General features: G+C 73.1%; 14 protein-coding genes. 9 read left to right on the forward strand and 5 right to left on the reverse strand.

What is annotated here, in order from left to right; genetic code table 11:
- Positions 1-16: 16 nt before the first annotated feature.
- Positions 17-853 carry a phosphatase gene (locus QFZ71_RS09525; RefSeq protein ID WP_307667827.1) on the reverse strand — a complete coding sequence of 279 codons (837 nt, stop codon included), beginning with the start codon at positions 851-853 and terminating at the stop codon, positions 17-19.
- A 358-nt stretch (positions 854-1,211) separates the two neighbouring features.
- On the opposite strand from QFZ71_RS09525, the gene QFZ71_RS09530 reads away from it, so the two are divergent.
- Both QFZ71_RS09530 and QFZ71_RS09535 read left to right on the forward strand, forming a co-directional pair.
- The gene (locus QFZ71_RS09530; RefSeq protein ID WP_307667828.1) at positions 1,212-2,954 is read left to right on the forward strand and encodes a cellulose synthase catalytic subunit; all 1,743 of its coding nucleotides are present in this window, start codon (positions 1,212-1,214) and stop codon (positions 2,952-2,954) included.
- A 23-nt stretch (positions 2,955-2,977) separates the two neighbouring features.
- Positions 2,978-6,034 carry an acyltransferase family protein gene (locus QFZ71_RS09535; RefSeq protein ID WP_307671389.1) on the forward strand — a complete coding sequence of 1,019 codons (3,057 nt, stop codon included), beginning with the start codon at positions 2,978-2,980 and terminating at the stop codon, positions 6,032-6,034.
- Positions 6,035-6,152: 118 nt separating this feature from the next.
- Here the strand turns inward: QFZ71_RS09535 and QFZ71_RS09540 are convergent, their stop codons facing one another.
- A complete protein-coding gene (locus tag QFZ71_RS09540; RefSeq protein ID WP_307667829.1) occupies positions 6,153-6,818 on the reverse strand; it encodes a GPP34 family phosphoprotein in 666 nt (221 codons plus the stop codon).
- Between the two features lie 232 nt (positions 6,819-7,050).
- On the reverse strand, positions 7,051-7,668 hold the full coding sequence (locus tag QFZ71_RS09545) for a TetR/AcrR family transcriptional regulator (protein ID WP_307667830.1): 618 nt from the start codon (positions 7,666-7,668) through the stop codon (positions 7,051-7,053).
- Between the two features lie 113 nt (positions 7,669-7,781).
- On the opposite strand from QFZ71_RS09545, the gene QFZ71_RS09550 reads away from it, so the two are divergent.
- From QFZ71_RS09550 to QFZ71_RS09575, 6 genes are all read left to right on the forward strand, one after another.
- Positions 7,782-9,404 (forward strand): carboxyl transferase domain-containing protein, encoded by a 1,623-nt coding sequence (locus QFZ71_RS09550; RefSeq protein WP_307667831.1) that lies wholly within the window; start codon positions 7,782-7,784, stop codon positions 9,402-9,404.
- A 7-nt stretch (positions 9,405-9,411) separates the two neighbouring features.
- Positions 9,412-11,367, forward strand: a complete 1,956-nt coding sequence (locus QFZ71_RS09555; RefSeq protein WP_307667832.1) for an acetyl/propionyl/methylcrotonyl-CoA carboxylase subunit alpha — start codon at positions 9,412-9,414, stop codon at positions 11,365-11,367.
- A complete protein-coding gene (locus QFZ71_RS09560; protein ID WP_307667833.1) occupies positions 11,364-12,335 on the forward strand; it encodes a hydroxymethylglutaryl-CoA lyase in 972 nt (323 codons plus the stop codon). Before QFZ71_RS09555 ends, QFZ71_RS09560 begins: the two co-directional genes overlap by 4 nt.
- Before the next feature lie 7 nt (positions 12,336-12,342).
- On the forward strand, positions 12,343-13,509 hold the full coding sequence (locus tag QFZ71_RS09565) for an acyl-CoA dehydrogenase family protein (RefSeq protein WP_307667834.1): 1,167 nt from the start codon (positions 12,343-12,345) through the stop codon (positions 13,507-13,509).
- A gap of 412 nt (positions 13,510-13,921) precedes the next feature.
- Positions 13,922-14,716 carry a GntR family transcriptional regulator gene (locus QFZ71_RS09570; protein ID WP_307667835.1) on the forward strand — a complete coding sequence of 265 codons (795 nt, stop codon included), beginning with the start codon at positions 13,922-13,924 and terminating at the stop codon, positions 14,714-14,716.
- Positions 14,713-15,360, forward strand: coding sequence for a YdcF family protein (locus QFZ71_RS09575; RefSeq protein WP_307667836.1), 648 nt, complete (start codon positions 14,713-14,715; stop codon positions 15,358-15,360). Before QFZ71_RS09570 ends, QFZ71_RS09575 begins: the two co-directional genes overlap by 4 nt.
- A gap of 47 nt (positions 15,361-15,407) precedes the next feature.
- Here the strand turns inward: QFZ71_RS09575 and QFZ71_RS09580 are convergent, their stop codons facing one another.
- A complete protein-coding gene (locus QFZ71_RS09580) occupies positions 15,408-16,067 on the reverse strand; it encodes a hypothetical protein (RefSeq protein WP_307667837.1) in 660 nt (219 codons plus the stop codon).
- A gap of 80 nt (positions 16,068-16,147) precedes the next feature.
- Complete coding sequence (locus QFZ71_RS09585; RefSeq protein WP_307667838.1) at positions 16,148-16,792, reverse strand: maleylpyruvate isomerase N-terminal domain-containing protein; 645 nt, start codon at positions 16,790-16,792, stop codon at positions 16,148-16,150.
- Between the two features lie 171 nt (positions 16,793-16,963).
- Here QFZ71_RS09585 and QFZ71_RS09590 point away from each other — a divergent pair, with 171 nt between their 5' ends.
- Positions 16,964-17,605 (forward strand): GNAT family N-acetyltransferase, encoded by a 642-nt coding sequence (locus QFZ71_RS09590; RefSeq protein WP_307667839.1) that lies wholly within the window; start codon positions 16,964-16,966, stop codon positions 17,603-17,605.
- The last annotated feature ends 67 nt before the right edge of the window (positions 17,606-17,672 follow it).

Genomic DNA, 17,672 nt, shown 5'->3' on the forward strand with positions numbered 1-17,672 from the left:
CACCCACCGGAAGCCGCTACGCGACCGGCCGGCCGGCCCTCTCGGTCTCCGCCGCCTCCTCGACGGGCTCCTCCTCCAGCAGTCCCGCCGCGTGGAGCAGGTAGTCCGTCATCGGGTCGTAGAAGCGCGGGTCGGTGACGTGGTCGTCGAGCGGGACCGTGACCTGGAGGGTCCCCTCCGCCTCGCCGAGGAAGAGCGCCGGGTCGTTGCAGTCCGCGTAGCCGATCGCGTCCAGTCCCCGCTGTCCGGCGCAGCCGGCCCAGCCGTGGTCCGCGACGACCAGGTCGGGCAGCGGGCGGCCGAGGTGGGCCATGGCGTCGAGGATGGCGGCCATGGGGGCCGGGGAGTGGGTGTGCCACAGGGTGGCCCCGCGCTCCAGCACCGCGACGTCCGCGAACTGGAAGACCATGCCCTCGTCCGCCATCAGCCCGGACGGGATGCGGACGATCTCGCAGCCGGCGCGGCGCAACGCGTCCGCCGTCTGCCGGTGCACGTCCAGCAGGCCGCCGGGGTGCCCGGTGGCGAAGAGGACCCGCTCGCGGCCGTCGGCGGCCTTGCGCAGGCGGGCCGCCATCCGCTCCAGGGCGTCCACCGTCAGCTCGGGGTCGATGGTGTCCTGGCCCTGCCGGTGCGCGGGGTCGTCGTTGACGCCGCAGCGCTCGGCCATCACGGCGAGCACGTCCTGCTCGTCGGTCCAGCGGTCGCCGAGCTCCAGGCCCAGCCAGTAGTGGCGGTCGCCGTTGGCGAGCTTGCGGTAGTGGGAGAGGTTGTTGTCGCGCGGTGTGGCGACATCCCCCGCGATACGCGAGCGGACGAGGTGGTCGACGAGGGCGGCGCGGCTGGGTATCGGCATGGACCCATTGTGCCGTCCCGTGTGCGCGGTGTGCCCGGTGTCCGGGCCGGGGAGCGGGTTCCGCTCCGGCGAGCGGTGTGGCGGGCGGTCCGTCCCCTGGTCCGGCGGCCGCGTCGCATCCGGCCCGCCGCTCGGCCGGGCAAGTCTTCCGGCACTGTTCACCCCCGCGTGACCTGCTTCTTCCTTCGCCGGGCGGGGACCGGTCTCGAATGGAACGACCCAGAGGTCTAAACCAATCGAGTCGCGCCAAACCGGTGTCCGATTCTCTCCGTCGGAGCGATCTCCGGGCAGTGGTCTATACCTTTGGCATTAGGGTGGGCCACCTGAAACGGGCACATACGCAGCCGTGGGGGGCTTTATGACCGTGCATCACCTTCCGCAACCTCCGTCCGACACCGAGTTGTACTGGTACTTCGGACCGCAACGCCGGTGGGTGCTGGTGAGCAGCTCGCTGGCCTTCGTGTTCACGGCGGCCACCATGTTCACCTTCGCGCTGCGGACCCCGGCGCTCTGGGCGTTCCTCGCGGTCCTCGGGCTGAACATGGCGGCCCTGCTGCTGTCCTGCCTGAACAGCCTGCGCCAGCGCCGCCTCACCCGCTCCTCGCACGAGGTGCTCGTCCGCGCCTGGCGGCCCGCCACGCTGCCGGCCGTCGACCTCTACCTGCCGACCTGCGGCGAACCGCTGCCCGTCCTCGCCAACGCCTACCGCGCGGTCGCCGCCCTCGACTGGCCCGACGCGCTGACCGTCTGGGTGCTGGACGACGCCGACCGGGCGGAGGTGGCGGCCCTGGCGGCCCAGCACGGCTACCGGTACGTCGTACGGCCCGACCGGGGGCACCTGAAGAAGGCGGGGAACCTCAACCACGCCCTCACCCTGTCCGACGCCGAGTTCATCGCGATCCTGGACGCCGACTTCGCGCCCCGGCCGGACTTCCTGCGCCATCTCGTCCCGTACCTCGCGGACCCGGCCGTCGGCATCGTGCAGAGCCCGCAGTGCTTCGACACCGACGCGGGCATGGCCTGGATCCAACGCGCCGCAGGCGCCGCCCAGGAGTGGTTCTTCCGCTGGATCCAGCCTTCACGGGACGCCAGCGACGCCGCGATCTGCTGCGGCAGCAACGCCGTCTACCGGCGCTCCGCGATCGACCTGGCCGGCGGCTTCGCCCGGCTCGACCACAGCGAGGACCTGTACACCGGACTCGCCCTGTACGAGCGGGGGTTCCGCACGCAGTACGTCCCCGTCCTGGTCGCCAAGGGCACCTCGCCGGACACCGTCACCTCGTTCGTGAACCAGCAGTACCGGTGGGCCATGGGCAATCTGCACCTCCTCGGCACCCCGGTCCTGAAGCGGATGGGCGCGCCCTGGCGGATGCGGCTCTGCTTCTACGAGGGCGTCGTCGGCTATCTGACCACCGCCGTGAACACCTTCGCCGCCCCGCTGCCACCGCTGGTGATGATGTTCGCGTACCCGGACCACATCCGCCCCTGGCACGTCCTGCCGCTGCTCGCCCCGCTCTGGCTGTGGCACGTCCTGCTGCCCCGGATCAGCCGGACCCGGTGGCGGGTCGAGGTGATCCGCGCCAACGTCCTCACCAGCGTCGCCGCCGCCGTCGGCTTCTGGCACACCCTGCGGGGCCGCAGCGCCGCGTGGGTGCCCACGGGCGCGCAGGGCAAGGGGAGTTCGGGCTCCATGGCCCGCCGGGTGGTGGGCGGCTCACTGGTCTGGCTGGTCCTGTCCAACGGGGCCGCCGCGGCGGGCCTCGCCCTGGCCGTCGCCCGCAACGGCTGGGAGCCGAACTGGGGCCTCGGCCTCTACCTCCTGGTCCAGTCGCAGATCAACGTGCCGCTGATCCGGGACCTGCTGGCGGAGCTGCGCCCGATCCGCCGGGCCTCGGCGGCTGCCGAACAGACCTCTTCCGACGAGCCGTCGAACGGCAGGTCGGGTGCGATGACACCTCGCGCCGACCACCGACCGCCGGCCCGTGCCGGCGTCCTCCTGCCCCGCCGCTGGCCCGAGGCCCTGGCCGCCTCCGCCGTCCTCCTGCTCACCGGTCTGATCGCCTCGGGATGGGTCAACCCCATGCTCCCGTGGCTGAGTTGAACCGCTCCGAAAGGCCCCGCCCGATGCCCTTCCTCCTCGCACCCGGCCCTCGCCGCAGACGGCTCCCTCCCCCGCCCACCACGCCCGAGTCCGCGTGCCGCCCGGGCCGTTCCGGCGGCCCGGGCGGCGAGTCCGGGCCCAGTCCGCACCGGTCCACCTTCCGGCCCGACATCGAGGGGCTGCGCGCGGTCGCGGTCCTCGCGGTCCTCGCCTTCCACGCCGGGATACCGGGGACGGCGGGCGGCTTCGTCGGTGTGGACGTCTTCTTCGTCATCTCCGGCTACCTGATCACCGGCCTGCTGGTCCGGGAGGCGATCACCACCGGCCGTATCCGCCTCGGCGACTTCTTCTCCCGCCGGGCCCGCCGGCTGCTGCCCTCCGCCGCCGTCGTCCTCGCGGCCGTGGCGGTGGCCGGGGCGTGGCTGACCGTACCGCTGCTCCGCGCCGACCTGGAGCAGGACGTCCTCGCCGCCGCGCTGTCCGTCGCCAACTGGCGGTTCGTCTCCCAGCAGACCGACTACCTGGCCGCCGGGCACGACCAGAGTCCGCTGCTGCACTTCTGGTCGCTCGCCGTCGAGGAACAGTTCTATCTCGCGTGGGGCCCGCTGCTGGCGGTGACCGTGCTGCTGACCGCCCGTGCGGTGCGCCGGGGGCGGGCCGTGCGCGCGGTCGTGGCGCTCGCCGCCACCGCCCTGGGGCTCGCCTCGTTCGCGCTGTCCCTGCACTGGACACGGGACTCGGTCTCGCTCGCGTACCTCGGAACGCCGTCGCGCGTCTGGCAGTTCGCGGTCGGTGCGATGCTGGCGCTGCTGCCCTGGCATCTGCTGCGCGGGCCGCGTCCGCTGCGCCTGGTCTGCGGGTGGGCGGGGGCCGCGGCGATCGTCTGGTGCGTCGTGGCGTACGACGCGACGACCCCGTACCCCGGATACGCGGCGCTCGTCCCCACCCTGGGGACGGCCGCCGTGATCCTCGCCGCGATCCCCGGCCGGGGCGAGCGGGAGGTCCAAGGGGCCCTCAGCGTGGGCCGGTTGCTGGCCGGACGGGCGCCTCGGGCGGTCGGGCGGCTCTCCTACAACCTCTACCTGTGGCACTGGCCGGTGCTCGTCCTGGCCGAGGCGCGGCTCGGGGCGCTCGGCTGGCCCGCGAAGGCAGCGCTGACGCTGGCGGCCGTGCTGCCCGCCCTCGCCACGATGCGCTGGGTCGAACGGCCGTTGCGCCGCAGTCGTACGGTCTCCGAACTCCCGCGCCGGGGGCTGGCGGTGGGCGTCTCCGCGATCGTCCTGCCGATCGTGCTCGCGCTGGTCGTCGGCACCACCACCCTGCACCTGATGGGCCCGGCCACCCCGGTCGACGTCAAGGGTCTGCCGCCCGGTGCGGCCACCGGCCCTTCCCTGCTGGCCCGGACCGACGGCTCCCCGCTCGCGGGCGGCCCGACGGTGCCGAGCCCGGCCCAGGCGCGCAAGGACTTCCCGCCGGACGGGGCCTGCCAGGTCGCCCCGGCGGCGACCCGCAGCCCGGAATGCCTGTTCGGGGCGGTGGACAGCCCCGACCGGGTGGTGCTGCTCGGCGACTCGCACGCGGGCCAGTGGTTCTCCCCGATGCTCGCCCTGGCCTCCCGACGCGGCTGGGCGCTCCAGGAACTGGTCAAGCAGGGCTGCCCGCTTCCGGAACTGACGGTGAAGAACCCGCAGTTGGGCCGGGAGTACCGCGAGTGCGACACCTGGCGGGCGGACGCCCTGGAACGGGTGCGGACGGGTCCCACGCCACGGCTCATCGTGATCGCCTCGCTCAACCGGTACACCGCCGACCGTGAACTCCTCGTCGCGGCCTGGGAGAAGACGCTGAAGCCGCTGCGGGCGACCGGCACGCCGATCGTGTACATCGAGGACACCCCCGTACCGGGCACGGACATCCCGGCCTGCGTCTCCGGCGTCCCGGAGGAGGCGGCGGGCTGCGCGTTCGACCGGGCGGAGGCGCTTCCCGCCGATCCGCTGGCGCGGCGGATCGCGGCGGGCGCGGTGCCGGGTGTGCGGTCGGTCGGCGTGAACCCGGTGCTGTGCCCGGAGCCGGGCCCGACCTGCCCTGCCGTGCGGGACCGCGTCCTCCTCTACCGGGACGACGCCCACCTGACGAACGTGGCGGCCATCGTGCTGACCCCCCGCCTGGAGCGGCTGCTGACCGCTTCGGGCGCGCTGCCCCCGGCCGCCGCCTCCGGCCCCGCCGTCACTCCGCCCCCACCGGCTCCCGAGCCCGGCGCGGACGGCTGGAGCGTTCTGCTGCGGGACGACTTCGACGGCCCGGCGGGTGGTCGCCCCTCGCGCGCGAACTGGAGTCACGACCTCGGCACCTGCTACCCCGGCTGCCCGGCGGCGCAGTGGGGCACCGGGGAGATCGAGACCATGACCGACTCGACCGACAACGTGCGCCTGGACGGGCGGGGCGTGCTGGAGATCGTCCCCACCAGGAAGGACGGGCGGTGGAGTTCGGGCCGGATCACGACCGTGCGGTCCGACTTCGCGCCACCGCCCGGCGGAGTGCTGCGGATCGAGGCGTCGATCGCGCTGCCGGACGTGACGGGACCGAAGGCCGCGGGCTACTGGCCGGCGTTCTGGACGCTGGGCGCGGACCTGCGCGACGGGTACACCGGCTGGCCGGGCGTCGGCGAGCTGGACGTGATGGAGTCGGTGAACGGCCGGGACACCGTCTTCGGCACGATGCACTGCGGGGTCCTGGACGGCGGCCCGTGCGAGGAGCCGGTGGGGCTGACCTCGGGCCCGCAGGCGTGTGCGGACTGCCGTACGCGGTTCCACACGTACGCCGTCGAGGTGGACCTCTCACCGGGCGCGGAGGAGGTCCGCTGGTACCGGGACGACCGGGTGTTCCACCGGGTGCGGGCGGACGCGATGGACGCCGGGACGTGGAAGCGGACCGTGGACCACGGCCTCTTCCTGATCCTGAACGTGGCGATCGGCGGCAAGCTGCCGCTGGCCGACGGGGCGACGGCGGGCCCCGCGACCGAGCCGGGCCACCCGATGCGGGTGGATCACGTACGGGTCGCCACCAGGGCCCCGGCGGGGTGACCGGTCCGTCGGGGCGGCCCCGGACCGACCGGGGCCGCCCCGCGCCCGCCGCGCTCGGGACGCCCGAGGGACCTCCGCGTGAGGGGCCCTCCCGGACGCCGGGACCCGCGGCGGGCCGCTACGACGCCACGGAGAGCACCGTCACCACGGTCACCGCGGAGATCGCGGCCTGAAGGGTGCGGATCGCCTCGCGCACGCTCACGCCCGCCCAGTGGCCTTCCGCGATCTCGGCCATGCGCGGCACGACCTGCTTCTTCGGCACGCCCGGAAACGCCTGGGGGTGCATGCCGGTGGCGTGCAGCAGCGCGACCAGGGAGCTGGTGCGGGCGTCCGGCTCGACCCCGTCCAGGACCACGGAGGCCAGCCGGGCGCGCAGCTCCCGTTCCACGGCCCCGTCCGCCTCCGGATAGCGGCGGACCGGGAAGACTCCGAGGGCACGGCGCTTCTCCTCGGTCACCGGACCGCGGGCGACGAGGCTCGCCACGACGTCCTGCGAACCCTTGGAGTGCTCGCGGGCCAGCCAGTCGGTCACCTTGCGGCTGCTGGACGCCCCGTGGACCCAGCGGGTGAGCCGGTCGAGGCGGCCGTCCAGGAGCGGGTCGCCCGTGGGGGTCGGGTCGAAGACCTCGACGCGGCCGCCCTTCACCGTGACACGGCCCGCCATGACCAGCTCCAGGAGCATGCCCGCCGCCACACCCCAGCGGGCCGCGGTCTGCCCCTTCGCCTCGCCGGTCGCGTCGTCCAGCGACAGCAGCATGATCTCTTCACCCAGTGAGACAGTCACGATGCGGCTCCCCGATTCGTTGCGTGGTGACCGGACAGACGTACGTACCCGGTTCCGGGTTGCCCGGAACCCCGGAGCACCCGGCTGCCGACACCGGTACGGGGAGGCCGGGCGGCCGGGTGTTCAGGCGGTCAGAACGGCGGGCGGTCAGGACGGCGGGCGGGCGCCGAGTCCGTCAGGAGGCCGGGCGGTCGGGGTGCTCAGGAGGCTGGAGGGTCAGGGGCTCGGGCGGTCAGGACGGTTCCGCCGCGGCGAACGCGCCGCGGGCCAGCCGGTGCAGCAGGGCGGCGGTGGCCGCGCGGCCGGGCAGGGCGTCGGGGCGGGCCAGGTGCGGGGTGGAGTTCAGCAGGCCGAAGACGGCGTGCACGGTGACGCGGGCCCGGTTCTCGGCCAGCGCCGGGTAGAGGGCGCGGACGACGCCGACCCAGACCTCGACGTACTCGCGCTGGAGCCGGCGCACCCGCTTGCGGTCCGTGTCGCGGAGCCGGTCCAGCTCCCGGTCGTGGAGGGTGATCAGGGGGCGGTCGTCGAGGGCGAAGTCGATGTGGCCCTCGATGAGCGCGTCCAGGAGGGCCTCCGGGGAGCCGCCGCCGCGGGCCTCGTCCTCCGCCACCCGCTGCCGTCCCCCCTCCAGGAGGCGTTCGCTGATCCCCACCAGCAGCTCGGCGAGCATCGCGTCCTTGCCGGGGAAGTGCCGGTAGAGGCCGGGACCGCTGATCCCGACGGCGGCGCCTATCTCGTCCACGCCGACGCCGTGGAAGCCGCGCTCGGCGAAGAGGCGGGCGGCCTCCCGGAGGATCTGCTCGCGGCGGGTGGGGGCCGCGACGCGGGCGGCGGCATGGGTGCTCATGAGGATTCATTCTAGACAGGGCCGTTAGCGCTCGTTAACCTGAGGCGGACGCGTTAACGCTCATTAACAGCAGTGCAGCACCGATCGCGGTACGGGCAAGGGGGCTCGACACGATGCAGCAGGCACCGGTCCTGGCGAGTGCGGCCGATCCCGCCTCGGCGGCCTGGCAGGCCAACGAGGCGGCGCATCGCGCGCTCTCCGACGACTTGGCGGGCCGCCTCGCCACGGCGCGGCTGGGCGGGGGTGAGAAGGCGCGGGCCCGTCACGAGGCGCGCGGCAAGCTGCTCCCCCGCGACCGGGTGGACACCCTCCTCGATCCGGGCTCGCCGTTCCTGGAGCTGGCCCCGCTGGCGGCGAACGGGATGTACGGGGACCAGGCCCCCGCCGCCGGCGTCATCGCGGGCATCGGCCGGGTCTCGGGCCGGGAGTGCGTGATCGTCGCCAACGACGCGACCGTCAAGGGCGGCACGTACTACCCGATGACCGTGAAGAAGCACCTGCGCGCCCAGGAAGTGGCCCTGGAGAACCGTCTCCCCTGTCTGTACCTGGTGGACTCGGGCGGCGCGTTCCTGCCGATGCAGGACGAGGTCTTCCCCGACCGGGACCACTTCGGGCGGATCTTCTACAACCAGGCACGGATGTCGGGTGCCGGGATTCCGCAGATCGCGGCGGTCATGGGCTCCTGCACCGCGGGCGGTGCGTACGTCCCGGCGATGAGCGACGAGGCCGTCATCGTCCGGAACCAGGGCACGATCTTCCTCGGCGGCCCGCCGCTGGTGAAGGCCGCGACCGGCGAGGTCGTCACGGCCGAGGAACTGGGCGGCGGCGAGGTCCACTCCCGGACGTCGGGGGTCACCGACCACCTCGCCGAGGACGACGCGCACGCCCTGCGGATCGTCCGCACCATCGTCGGGACCCTCCCGGACCGCGCCCCGCTGCCCTGGTCGGTCGAGCCGGCCGAGGAGCCGAAGGTGGACCCGGCCGGGCTGTACGGGGCGGTCCCGGTGGACTCCCGCACCCCGTACGACGTACGCGAGGTGATCGCCCGCGTGGTGGACGGCTCACGGTTCCAGGAGTTCAAGGCGGAGTACGGGCAGACGCTGGTCACCGGCTTCGCCCGCGTCCACGGCCACCCGGTCGGGATCGTCGCCAACAACGGCATCCTGTTCTCCGAATCGGCGCAGAAGGGCGCGCACTTCATCGAGCTCTGCGACCAGCGCGGCATCCCGCTCGTCTTCCTCCAGAACATCTCCGGCTTCATGGTCGGCCGCGACTACGAGGCGGGCGGCATCGCCAAGCACGGCGCGAAGATGGTGACGGCGGTGGCCTGCACCCGCGTGCCGAAGCTGACGGTCGTGGTCGGTGGTTCGTACGGCGCGGGCAACTACTCGATGTGCGGCCGGGCCTACAGCCCCCGCTTCCTGTGGATGTGGCCGAACGCCAAGATCTCGGTGATGGGCGGCGAGCAGGCCGCCTCGGTGCTGGCCACCGTCAAGCGCGACCAGCTCGGCGACGACTGGAGCGCCGAGGACGAGGAAACGTTCAAGGCCCCGATCCGCGCCCAGTACGAGACCCGGGGCAACGCGTACTACGCCAGCGCCCGACTGTGGGACGACGGTGTGATCGACCCTGTGGACACCCGGCAGGTCCTCGGCCTCGCCCTGACCGCCTGCGCCAATGCCCCGCTGCCCCAGAAGGACCCGGCCGGGCCCGGCTTCGGCGTCTTCCGGATGTGAGGAACAGATGACGACGATGTTCGACACCGTACTGGTCGCCAACCGCGGCGAGATCGCGGTCCGGGTGATCCGGACCCTGCGCGAGCAGGGCGTGCGCTCGGTCGCGGTCTTCAGCGACGCGGACGCGGACGCCCGGCACGTACGGGAGGCGGACACGGCGGTCCGCATCGGCCCGCCGCCCGCCGCCGAGAGCTACCTGAACGTGCCGGCGCTGCTGGACGCGGCCCGTCGCACGGGGGCGCAGGCCGTCCATCCGGGGTACGGATTCCTCGCGGAGAACGCGGAGTTCGCCCAGGCGTGCGCGGACGCGGGGCTGGTCTTCATCGGACCGCCCGCCGCCGCGATCGCGCTCATGGGCGACAAGATCCGGGCCAAGGAGACCGTCGCCGCGGCCGGGGTCCCGGTCGTGCCCGGCTCCTCGGGCAGCGGCCTGACCGACGCCCAACTGGAGGCGGCGGCACGGGAGATCGGCACCCCGGTGCTGCTGAAGCCCTCGGCGGGCGGCGGCGGCAAGGGCATGCGCCTGGTCCGTGACACGGCCGTCCTGGCGGAGGAGATCGCGGCGGCGCGGCGCGAGGCACGGGCCTCGTTCGGCGACGACACGCTGCTCGTGGAGCGGTGGATCGACCGCCCGCGCCACATCGAGATCCAGGTGCTGGCCGACACCCACGGCAACGTGATCCACCTCGGCGAGCGCGAGTGCTCCCTCCAGCGCCGCCACCAGAAGATCATCGAGGAGGCGCCCAGCGTCCTGCTGGACGCGGAGACCCGCGCGGCGATGGGCGAGGCGGCCGTGCAGGCGGCGCGCTCCTGCGGCTACGCGGGCGCGGGGACGGTGGAGTTCATCGTTCCGGGCGACGACCCGTCCTCGTACTACTTCATGGAGATGAACACCCGTCTCCAGGTCGAGCACCCGGTGACCGAGCTGATCACCGGGCTGGACCTGGTGGAGTGGCAGCTGCGGGTCGCGGCGGGCGAGCGGCTCCCGTACGCGCAGGAGGACGTCCGGCTCGACGGCTGGGCGATCGAGGCCCGCGTCTGCGCCGAGGACCCCTCCCGCGGCTTCCTGCCCTCGGGCGGTACGGTGCTGGCGCTGCGCGAGCCGCAGGGCGGCGGGGTGCGGACGGACTCGGGGCTCAGCGAGGGCGTGCCGGTGGGCAGCCTGTACGACCCGATGCTGTCGAAGGTCATCGCGTACGGCCCCGACCGCGCGACCGCCCTGCGCAAGCTGCGGGCCGCCCTCGCGGACACGGTGATCCTGGGCGTCCCGACCAACGCGGGCTTCCTGCGCCGCCTGCTGGCCCACCCGGACGTCATCGCGGGGCGCCTGGACACGGGGCTGGTGGAGCGCGAGGCGGAGGGCCTGGTGCCGGACGGCGTGCCGGACGAGGTGTACGCGGCGGCCGCGGCGGTCCGCCGGGAGGCACTGGAGCCCCGGCCGGACGCGGGCGGCTGGACGGACCCGTTCTCGGTGCCGAACGGATGGCGTACGGGCGGTGTGCGCGCGCCGCTGCTCTTCCCGTTGCGCGTGGCGGGAGGCGAACCCGTCACGCGGATCGCCCCGGCCTCCGCGACGGTCACCGCCGACCGGGTCACGGTCGAACTCGACGGCACGGTCGGCCACTTCCACCGGTCAGGCCACTGGCTCGGCCGGGACGGCGACACCTGGCACGTCCAGGACCACGACCCGGTGGAGGCGTCCCTCAGCGGGGCCGGCCGCAGCGGGGCGGGCACCCTGGCGGCCCCGATGCCGGGCACGGTCACGGTGGTGAAGGTGGCGGTCGGGGACGAGGTCGAGGCGGGCCAGAGCCTGCTCGTGGTGGAGGCGATGAAGATGGAGCACGTGATCTCCGCCCCGCACGCGGGGACCGTGACCGAGCTGGACGTCACGGCGGGTGCGACGGTGGCGATGGACCAGGTCCTGGCCGTGGTGGTCCCGGCCGCCGGCGGGGAGGACGCATGAGCACACGGTCGCTGCCCATGGAGGTGCCGGCCCCCGGCCTGCCCGACCGGGTCCGCATCCACGAGGTGGGGGCGCGGGACGGCCTGCAGAACGAGAAGGAGACGGTCCCGACGCCGGTGAAGGCGGAGTTCATCCGCCGCCTGGCGGAGGCCGGCCTCACCACCATCGAGGCGACGAGCTTCGTCCACCCGAAGTGGGTGCCCCAACTCGCGGACGCGGAGGAGCTGTTCCCGCTGCTCGGCGACATCGCGGACGTCGGGGGCGTGTCGCTCCCCGTCCTCGTCCCGAACGAACGGGGACTGGACCGGGCGCTGGCACTCGGGGCCCGGTCGATCGCGGTGTTCGGCTCGGCGACGGAGACGTTCGCCGCGCGCAACCTGAATCGGACGGTGGCCGAGTCGCTGGCGATGTTCGAACCGGTGGTGGCCCGCGCCAAGGCGGACCGGGTCCAGGTGCGCGGGTATCTGTCGATGTGCTTCGGCGACCCGTGGGAGGGCGCGGTGCCGGTGGCGCAGGTGGTCGGCGTCGCGAAGGCGCTGATGGACCTGGGCTGCGACGAGCTGTCGCTGGGCGACACGATCGGGGTGGCGACACCCGGCCACGTGAGCGCCCTGCTGACCGCGCTGAACGAGGCGGGGGTGGCGACCCCGTCGATCGGCGTGCACTTCCACGACACGTACGGCCAGGCGCTGTCGAACACCCTGGCGGCGCTCCAGCACGGAGTGACGACGGTGGACGCGTCGGCGGGCGGTCTGGGCGGCTGCCCGTACGCGAAGAGCGCCACCGGCAACCTGGCCACCGAGGACCTGGTCTGGATGCTCGACGGCCTCGGCATCGAGACGGGCGTCGACCTGGACGCCCTGACCGCCACCAGTCTCTGGCTGGCCGGACACCTGGGACGGCCGAGCCCGTCGCGCACGGTCCGCGCCCTCGCCCCTTCCTCTTCTTCCGCCTCCCACAAGGAGTGAGCACCCCATGTCCCTGGACCACCGGCTGACCGCCGAGCACGAGGAACTGCGCCGCACGGTCGAGGAGTTCGCGCACGACGTGGTCGCGCCGAAGATCGGCGACTTCTACGAGCGGCATGAATTCCCGTACGAGATCGTGCGCGAGATGGGCCGGATGGGCCTGTTCGGGCTGCCGTTCCCGGAGGAGTACGGCGGGATGGGCGGCGACTACCTGGCGCTCGGGATCGCCCTGGAGGAGCTGGCGCGGGTCGACTCCTCGGTGGCGATCACCCTGGAGGCCGGGGTGTCGCTGGGAGCGATGCCGCTGCACCTGTTCGGCACGGAGGAGCAGAAGCGGCAGTGGCTGCCGAAGCTGTGCGCGGGCGAGGCGCTGGGCGCGTTCGGCCTGACCGAACCGGACGGCGGCTCGGACGCCGGCGGCACCCGGACGACGGCGGTGCTGGACGAGGCGACGAACGAGTGGGTGATCAACGGTTCGAAGTGCTTCATCACCAACTCCGGTACGGACATCACGGAGTTGGTGACGGTCACCGCCGTGACGGGCCGCAAGGAGGACGACCGCCCGCTGATCTCCGCGATCATCGTCCCTTCGGGCACCCCCGGCTTCACGGTCGCGGCCCCGTACTCCAAGGTCGGCTGGAACGCCTCGGACACCCGCGAGCTGTCCTTCACCGACGTCCGCGTCCCCGCCGCCAACCTGCTGGGCGAACAGGGCCGGGGCTACGCCCAGTTCCTGCGCATCCTGGACGAGGGCCGGGTCGCGATCTCCGCCCTGGCGACGGGGCTGGCGCAGGGCTGCGTGGACGAGTCGGTGAAGTACGCGCACGAACGCCACGCGTTCGGCAAGCCGATCGGCGCGAACCAGGCGATCCAGTTCAAGATCGCCGACATGGAGACGCGCGCCCACATGGCCCGCGTGGGCTGGCGCGACGCGGCGTCCCGCCTGGTGGCGGGCGAGCCGTTCAAGAAGGAGGCGGCCATCGCGAAGCTGTACTCCTCGACGGTCGCGGTGGACAACGCCCGCGACGCCACGCAGATCCACGGCGGCTACGGGTTCATGAACGAGTACCCGGTGGCACGGATGTGGCGCGACTCGAAGATCCTGGAGATCGGCGAGGGCACGAGCGAGGTCCAGCGGATGCTGATCGCACGGGAGCTGGGACTGCCGGGCTGAGCTGCCGTCCGATGCGCTGACCGCCGCCGCCCCGCCCGCCGTGGATCACTCTGCGGCGGGCGGGGCGGGCGTGTGGGCGGGGGTCACCCATCGCCCTCCGGCGGCACGAGGTCGGGGCAGAGCGAGTGCCCGCACCGACAGGGCGGCCACCGGAGCGCGGCTCCGGGGACGAGGTCGGGGTCGGGGTCGGCCCGGGCATGGCCACCGGTCGGAACGACGAGAACCCCGTCACTGCCGAGCTCTTTCATGAGTCGAGAGAGATTCCGTCGACCGCCACTGCTCTGCACCATCACGAATCCAGCCTCTCAGTCCTAGGACTACGACCGTCGGCGATGCCACTGTGGCGCACAGTCCTAGGACTGTCAACCTTCTCTTCGCTGTGTTTGACTGCTCCTGTCGAGAGGAGGGACGCATGGCGCCCAAGTGGCGGGACTTGGCCGACCGGCTGGCCGAACGCATCAGAAGCGGTGAGTACGAGCCGGGACGGCAGCTGCCACACATCAGAGATCTCGTGGCAGCGGGCGAGGGATCCAAGTCGACGGTCCATGCGGCGTACAAGGCGTTGGAGGCAGAGGGCCTGGTCACATCGTCGCGCGGCCACGGCACTGTCGTACGGCCGCCGGCAGCTCTCCAGCGGTTGGGTACCGACCGCTACGACAAAGCGAAGTGGCGCGACGGCGACGAAGTCGCCTTCATCGCGGACCGTGTCGCCTCGGGGCGACCGCACAGCCGTGGCGACCAGACGCAGACGGTGAGCCGCATCGAAGCCACGGACACCGTTGCCGCCGCCCTCGGCCTGCGCCCGGGATCCGACGTCTACGCGCGTGCCCGCCTGATCAAGGAGAGCGGCCACCCCACCCACACCCTGACCAGCTACTACCGCCCCGAGCACGTCGAAGGCACGCGTCTGGTCGACCCGGCGCCCGGCCCGGCCGGGCGGGGTGGAGGGTTCCGCGTCCTGTACGACGCCGGGTACGAGATCGACCACATGCGTGAGGAGCTGTTCGCGCGCTCCGCCACACCGGAGGAGGCGACGTTGCTGCACCTGCCCTCCGGTGAAGCCGTGGTGGAGCTTCACCGGACGGCGTTCACCGCAGACGGAACAGCTGTCGAGTTCGCCATCGGAGTGCACGCCGCCTCGAGGTTCCGCTGGACATACGACTTCGCGGTACCGGACTCGGCGCAGAGGAAGGGCAAGCAGTCGTGATCACTCCCCAGTCCTGGTCGGATGCCCGGCAGTTGTGGGACCACCACCTCATGCACCACACCCCGCGCCCCTGCTCGGTCATCATCGGGCTGGGCAGCCATGACCTGGGGGTGGCCGATGCGTCGGCGGGGTTCTACCTGCGCGGGCTGGCTCCCGTCATCGTCTTCACCGGCTCGACCAGCCCCACCACCCGCGACCGGATGCCGCGCGGCGAGGCCGTGCACTACCGGGAGCGGGCCGTCGAGCTGGGGGTGCCGGAGCCCGCCGTGCTGGTCGAGCCGAGGGCCCGTAACACCGGGGAGAACATCCGCTTCTCGCGGGCCCTCCTCGAAGGGGCCGAGGTGGACGCGGAATCCGTCCTGCTGGTCAGCAAGCCGTACGAGGAGCGGCGCGCGTACGCCACGGCACGCAAACTGTGGCCGGGGGTGCGCATCGTGAGCGCGTCGAGCCCGATGACGTTCGAGGAATACGCGGCCTCGATCGGGGACGACCGGATGGTGATCGACATGCTGGTCGGGGCACTGCAACGACTCCTCGTCTACCCGGCCCGGGGGTTCATGATCGAGCAGCCCGTGCCGGAGGAGGTCGCGGCGGCGTACGAGCGGCTGGTCGGGGCCGGGTTCACGAGTCGGCTGATCCGGTAGGAGGCGGGCCCTCGCCAAGGGCGCGCCATGGGCGGGGCGCGCCGGCGTTACGGGCGGGACTCCGACGTGACCTCGAACGGTCCCTCGGCGGCCGCCACACACGGGGCGATGTCCGACACGGCGCCCGCCGCCAGGACCGACTCGCAGAGCCGGCCGCCGCTCTCGCGCAGGTCGAGGTGGAGGCGGGTCGTCGTGCCGTCCTGCTGGAGGGCGTGGATCAGGTCGTCGGTGTAGCCGAGGCGGTTCAGGGTCGCGCGGACCGTGGCGGGGGTGGGTTCCGCCAGTTTCTGCAGCGCCGCGACGATCCGCTGTTCGTGGTGGCCGCTCATGCACCACTCGCGGGCGTTCAGCTCCGCCTCGGGCCCGGTGGGGGGAGCCGGCTCGATCGGGCGGGTCGGGGGCGTCTCTCCAGGGGCGACGCTCTCCGGCCCCTCCGCAACGGCCTGCCCGCCGGCGGGTCTCCGTGCGGGCGTACCCGGTGGCGGGCAGGCCCGTCCGAACGCCTCGAAAAGCGTGGCGGACGCCGCGTGCTCGGCGGAAGACCGGGGCGCGCGCGTCTCGGAGACGGCGGCGGCCGAGTCGCCCCGCTGCCCGCCGCCGCTCTGCACGCTGCCGCAACCGGTGAGGACCAGAGCGGCGAGGGCAGCGGCGGTGAGGGCGCGCCGACCATGGGCGAACAGGCTGAGAGAACCGCGGATCTGTGTCATGCGGCGAGTCTCCGGCGGAACGTCGCGGTCCGCGTGAGTACGCGTACTCACGGCCCGTCCGGAGCTTCCCGGAACGCCGCCTACAACACCCGCAGGGCGTCTCCGGCATCGCGTTCGCGCCTGGCCAGGGCGTGCAACACGGCCTGGTCGCCGTGCCGTTCGCGGGCTGCCGCGAAGAGCACGTCGATCGCCACCGCGAGCGCCGGCTCCGGCGTGCGCGTGCTGACGCCCGCACTCAGCGCCAAGTCCTCCAGGTGTACGGCGAATTCGACGCAGCGCGTCTCCAGGTATCCGTCGAGGCGCATCTCCTCGCCGGACCGGTGGAGGACAGCCACCCGCCGGTCGGCCGGCTCCTCCGCCAGCCGGACGGACAACCGCTGCCAGGCGGCGCGCGCCTGTCCGGCCACGACCTCGGGTCCCGCCGCGGCCGTTTCCTCGCTGCGGGCGCGCACACCGACGTTGAGCGCGGAGTCGGGTGTCGCTGTGCCGGTGAGCCGGGCGTAGTAGTGCACCGGTGTCACCGGCTCCGCTCCGGCCACCCGGCCGTCGAGGAACCATTCGACCTGCAGGATGCTGCGTGCGAGGTGACCTGCCAGCGCGCCCACCGACATCCCCGGCAGGACGGACTCCTTCTGCCAGCGGCGCGCCACCTCCGCTTCCGCCAGGAGGTGCACGGCTTGCTCGGCGGCCAGGAGGTACGCGGTGCGTGTGTCGGTGGTCGTCATGCCGGGCATGGTGCCCGCAAGGTGATCATCCGCGGAGTGGCGTCCGCATGGTGGTCCTCGCGTTCACCGTGGGTGCGTGTCCGCCGTGGGTGTGCGTGACGGTGCCCCCGCCGCGCCCGTCGCCCGTCCAATCCGTTCGACACTCCCCGCCCCGTCCGGCAGAGTCCCGTCATGGACCTCCGACACTGGCCCCTGTACGGGCTTCGCCTGCGTACCCCGCGTCTCGAACTGCGTCTGCCCGACCTCCGGCTCCTCGACGAGCTGTCCTCGGTGGCGGCCGTCGGGGTGCACGGTCCGGACCGCATGCCGTTCACCGTGCCCTGGACCGACGGGAAGCCCGAGGAAGTGGCGCGGGCGGTGTTCCAGCACGTGCTGGCGACCGTCGCCGACTGGTCCGTGCAGAACTGGACGCTCAGCCTGGCCGTCCTGCATGAGGGCGAGGTCGTCGGACGGCAGGACCTGATGGGGCAGGACTTCGGGGTCCGGCGACAGGTGGAGACGGGGTCATGGCTCGGACTCCCGTACCAGGGGCGGGGGTTCGGTACGGAGATGCGCGCCGCCGCCCTCCACCTCGCGTTCGCCGGGCTCGGCGCACGGTACGCCGTGTCCGCTGCCATGCTCGACAACCCCCGTTCGCTCGGGGTCTCGCGGCGGCTCGGATACACGGACGACGGCCTGGAGACGGGTGTCGTCCGCGGGGCGCCGGTCACCCTTCAGCGGCTGCGCATGGACCGGGCCCGGTGGGAGGAACACAGCGGCGTGGAGGTGACCGTGGAGGGACTCGACGCCTGCCGGGCGGAGTTCGGGGTCTGAAGCCGCGTTCTCCGGTGAGGGCCGTACAACCCTCGGCACCCGGCGCCGGTCTTCGCCGTGTCGTCGG

The sequence above is a fragment of the Streptomyces sp. V2I9 genome, from assembly GCF_030817475.1.
In the GTDB taxonomy this organism is placed as follows: Bacteria; Actinomycetota; Actinomycetes; order Streptomycetales; family Streptomycetaceae; genus Streptomyces.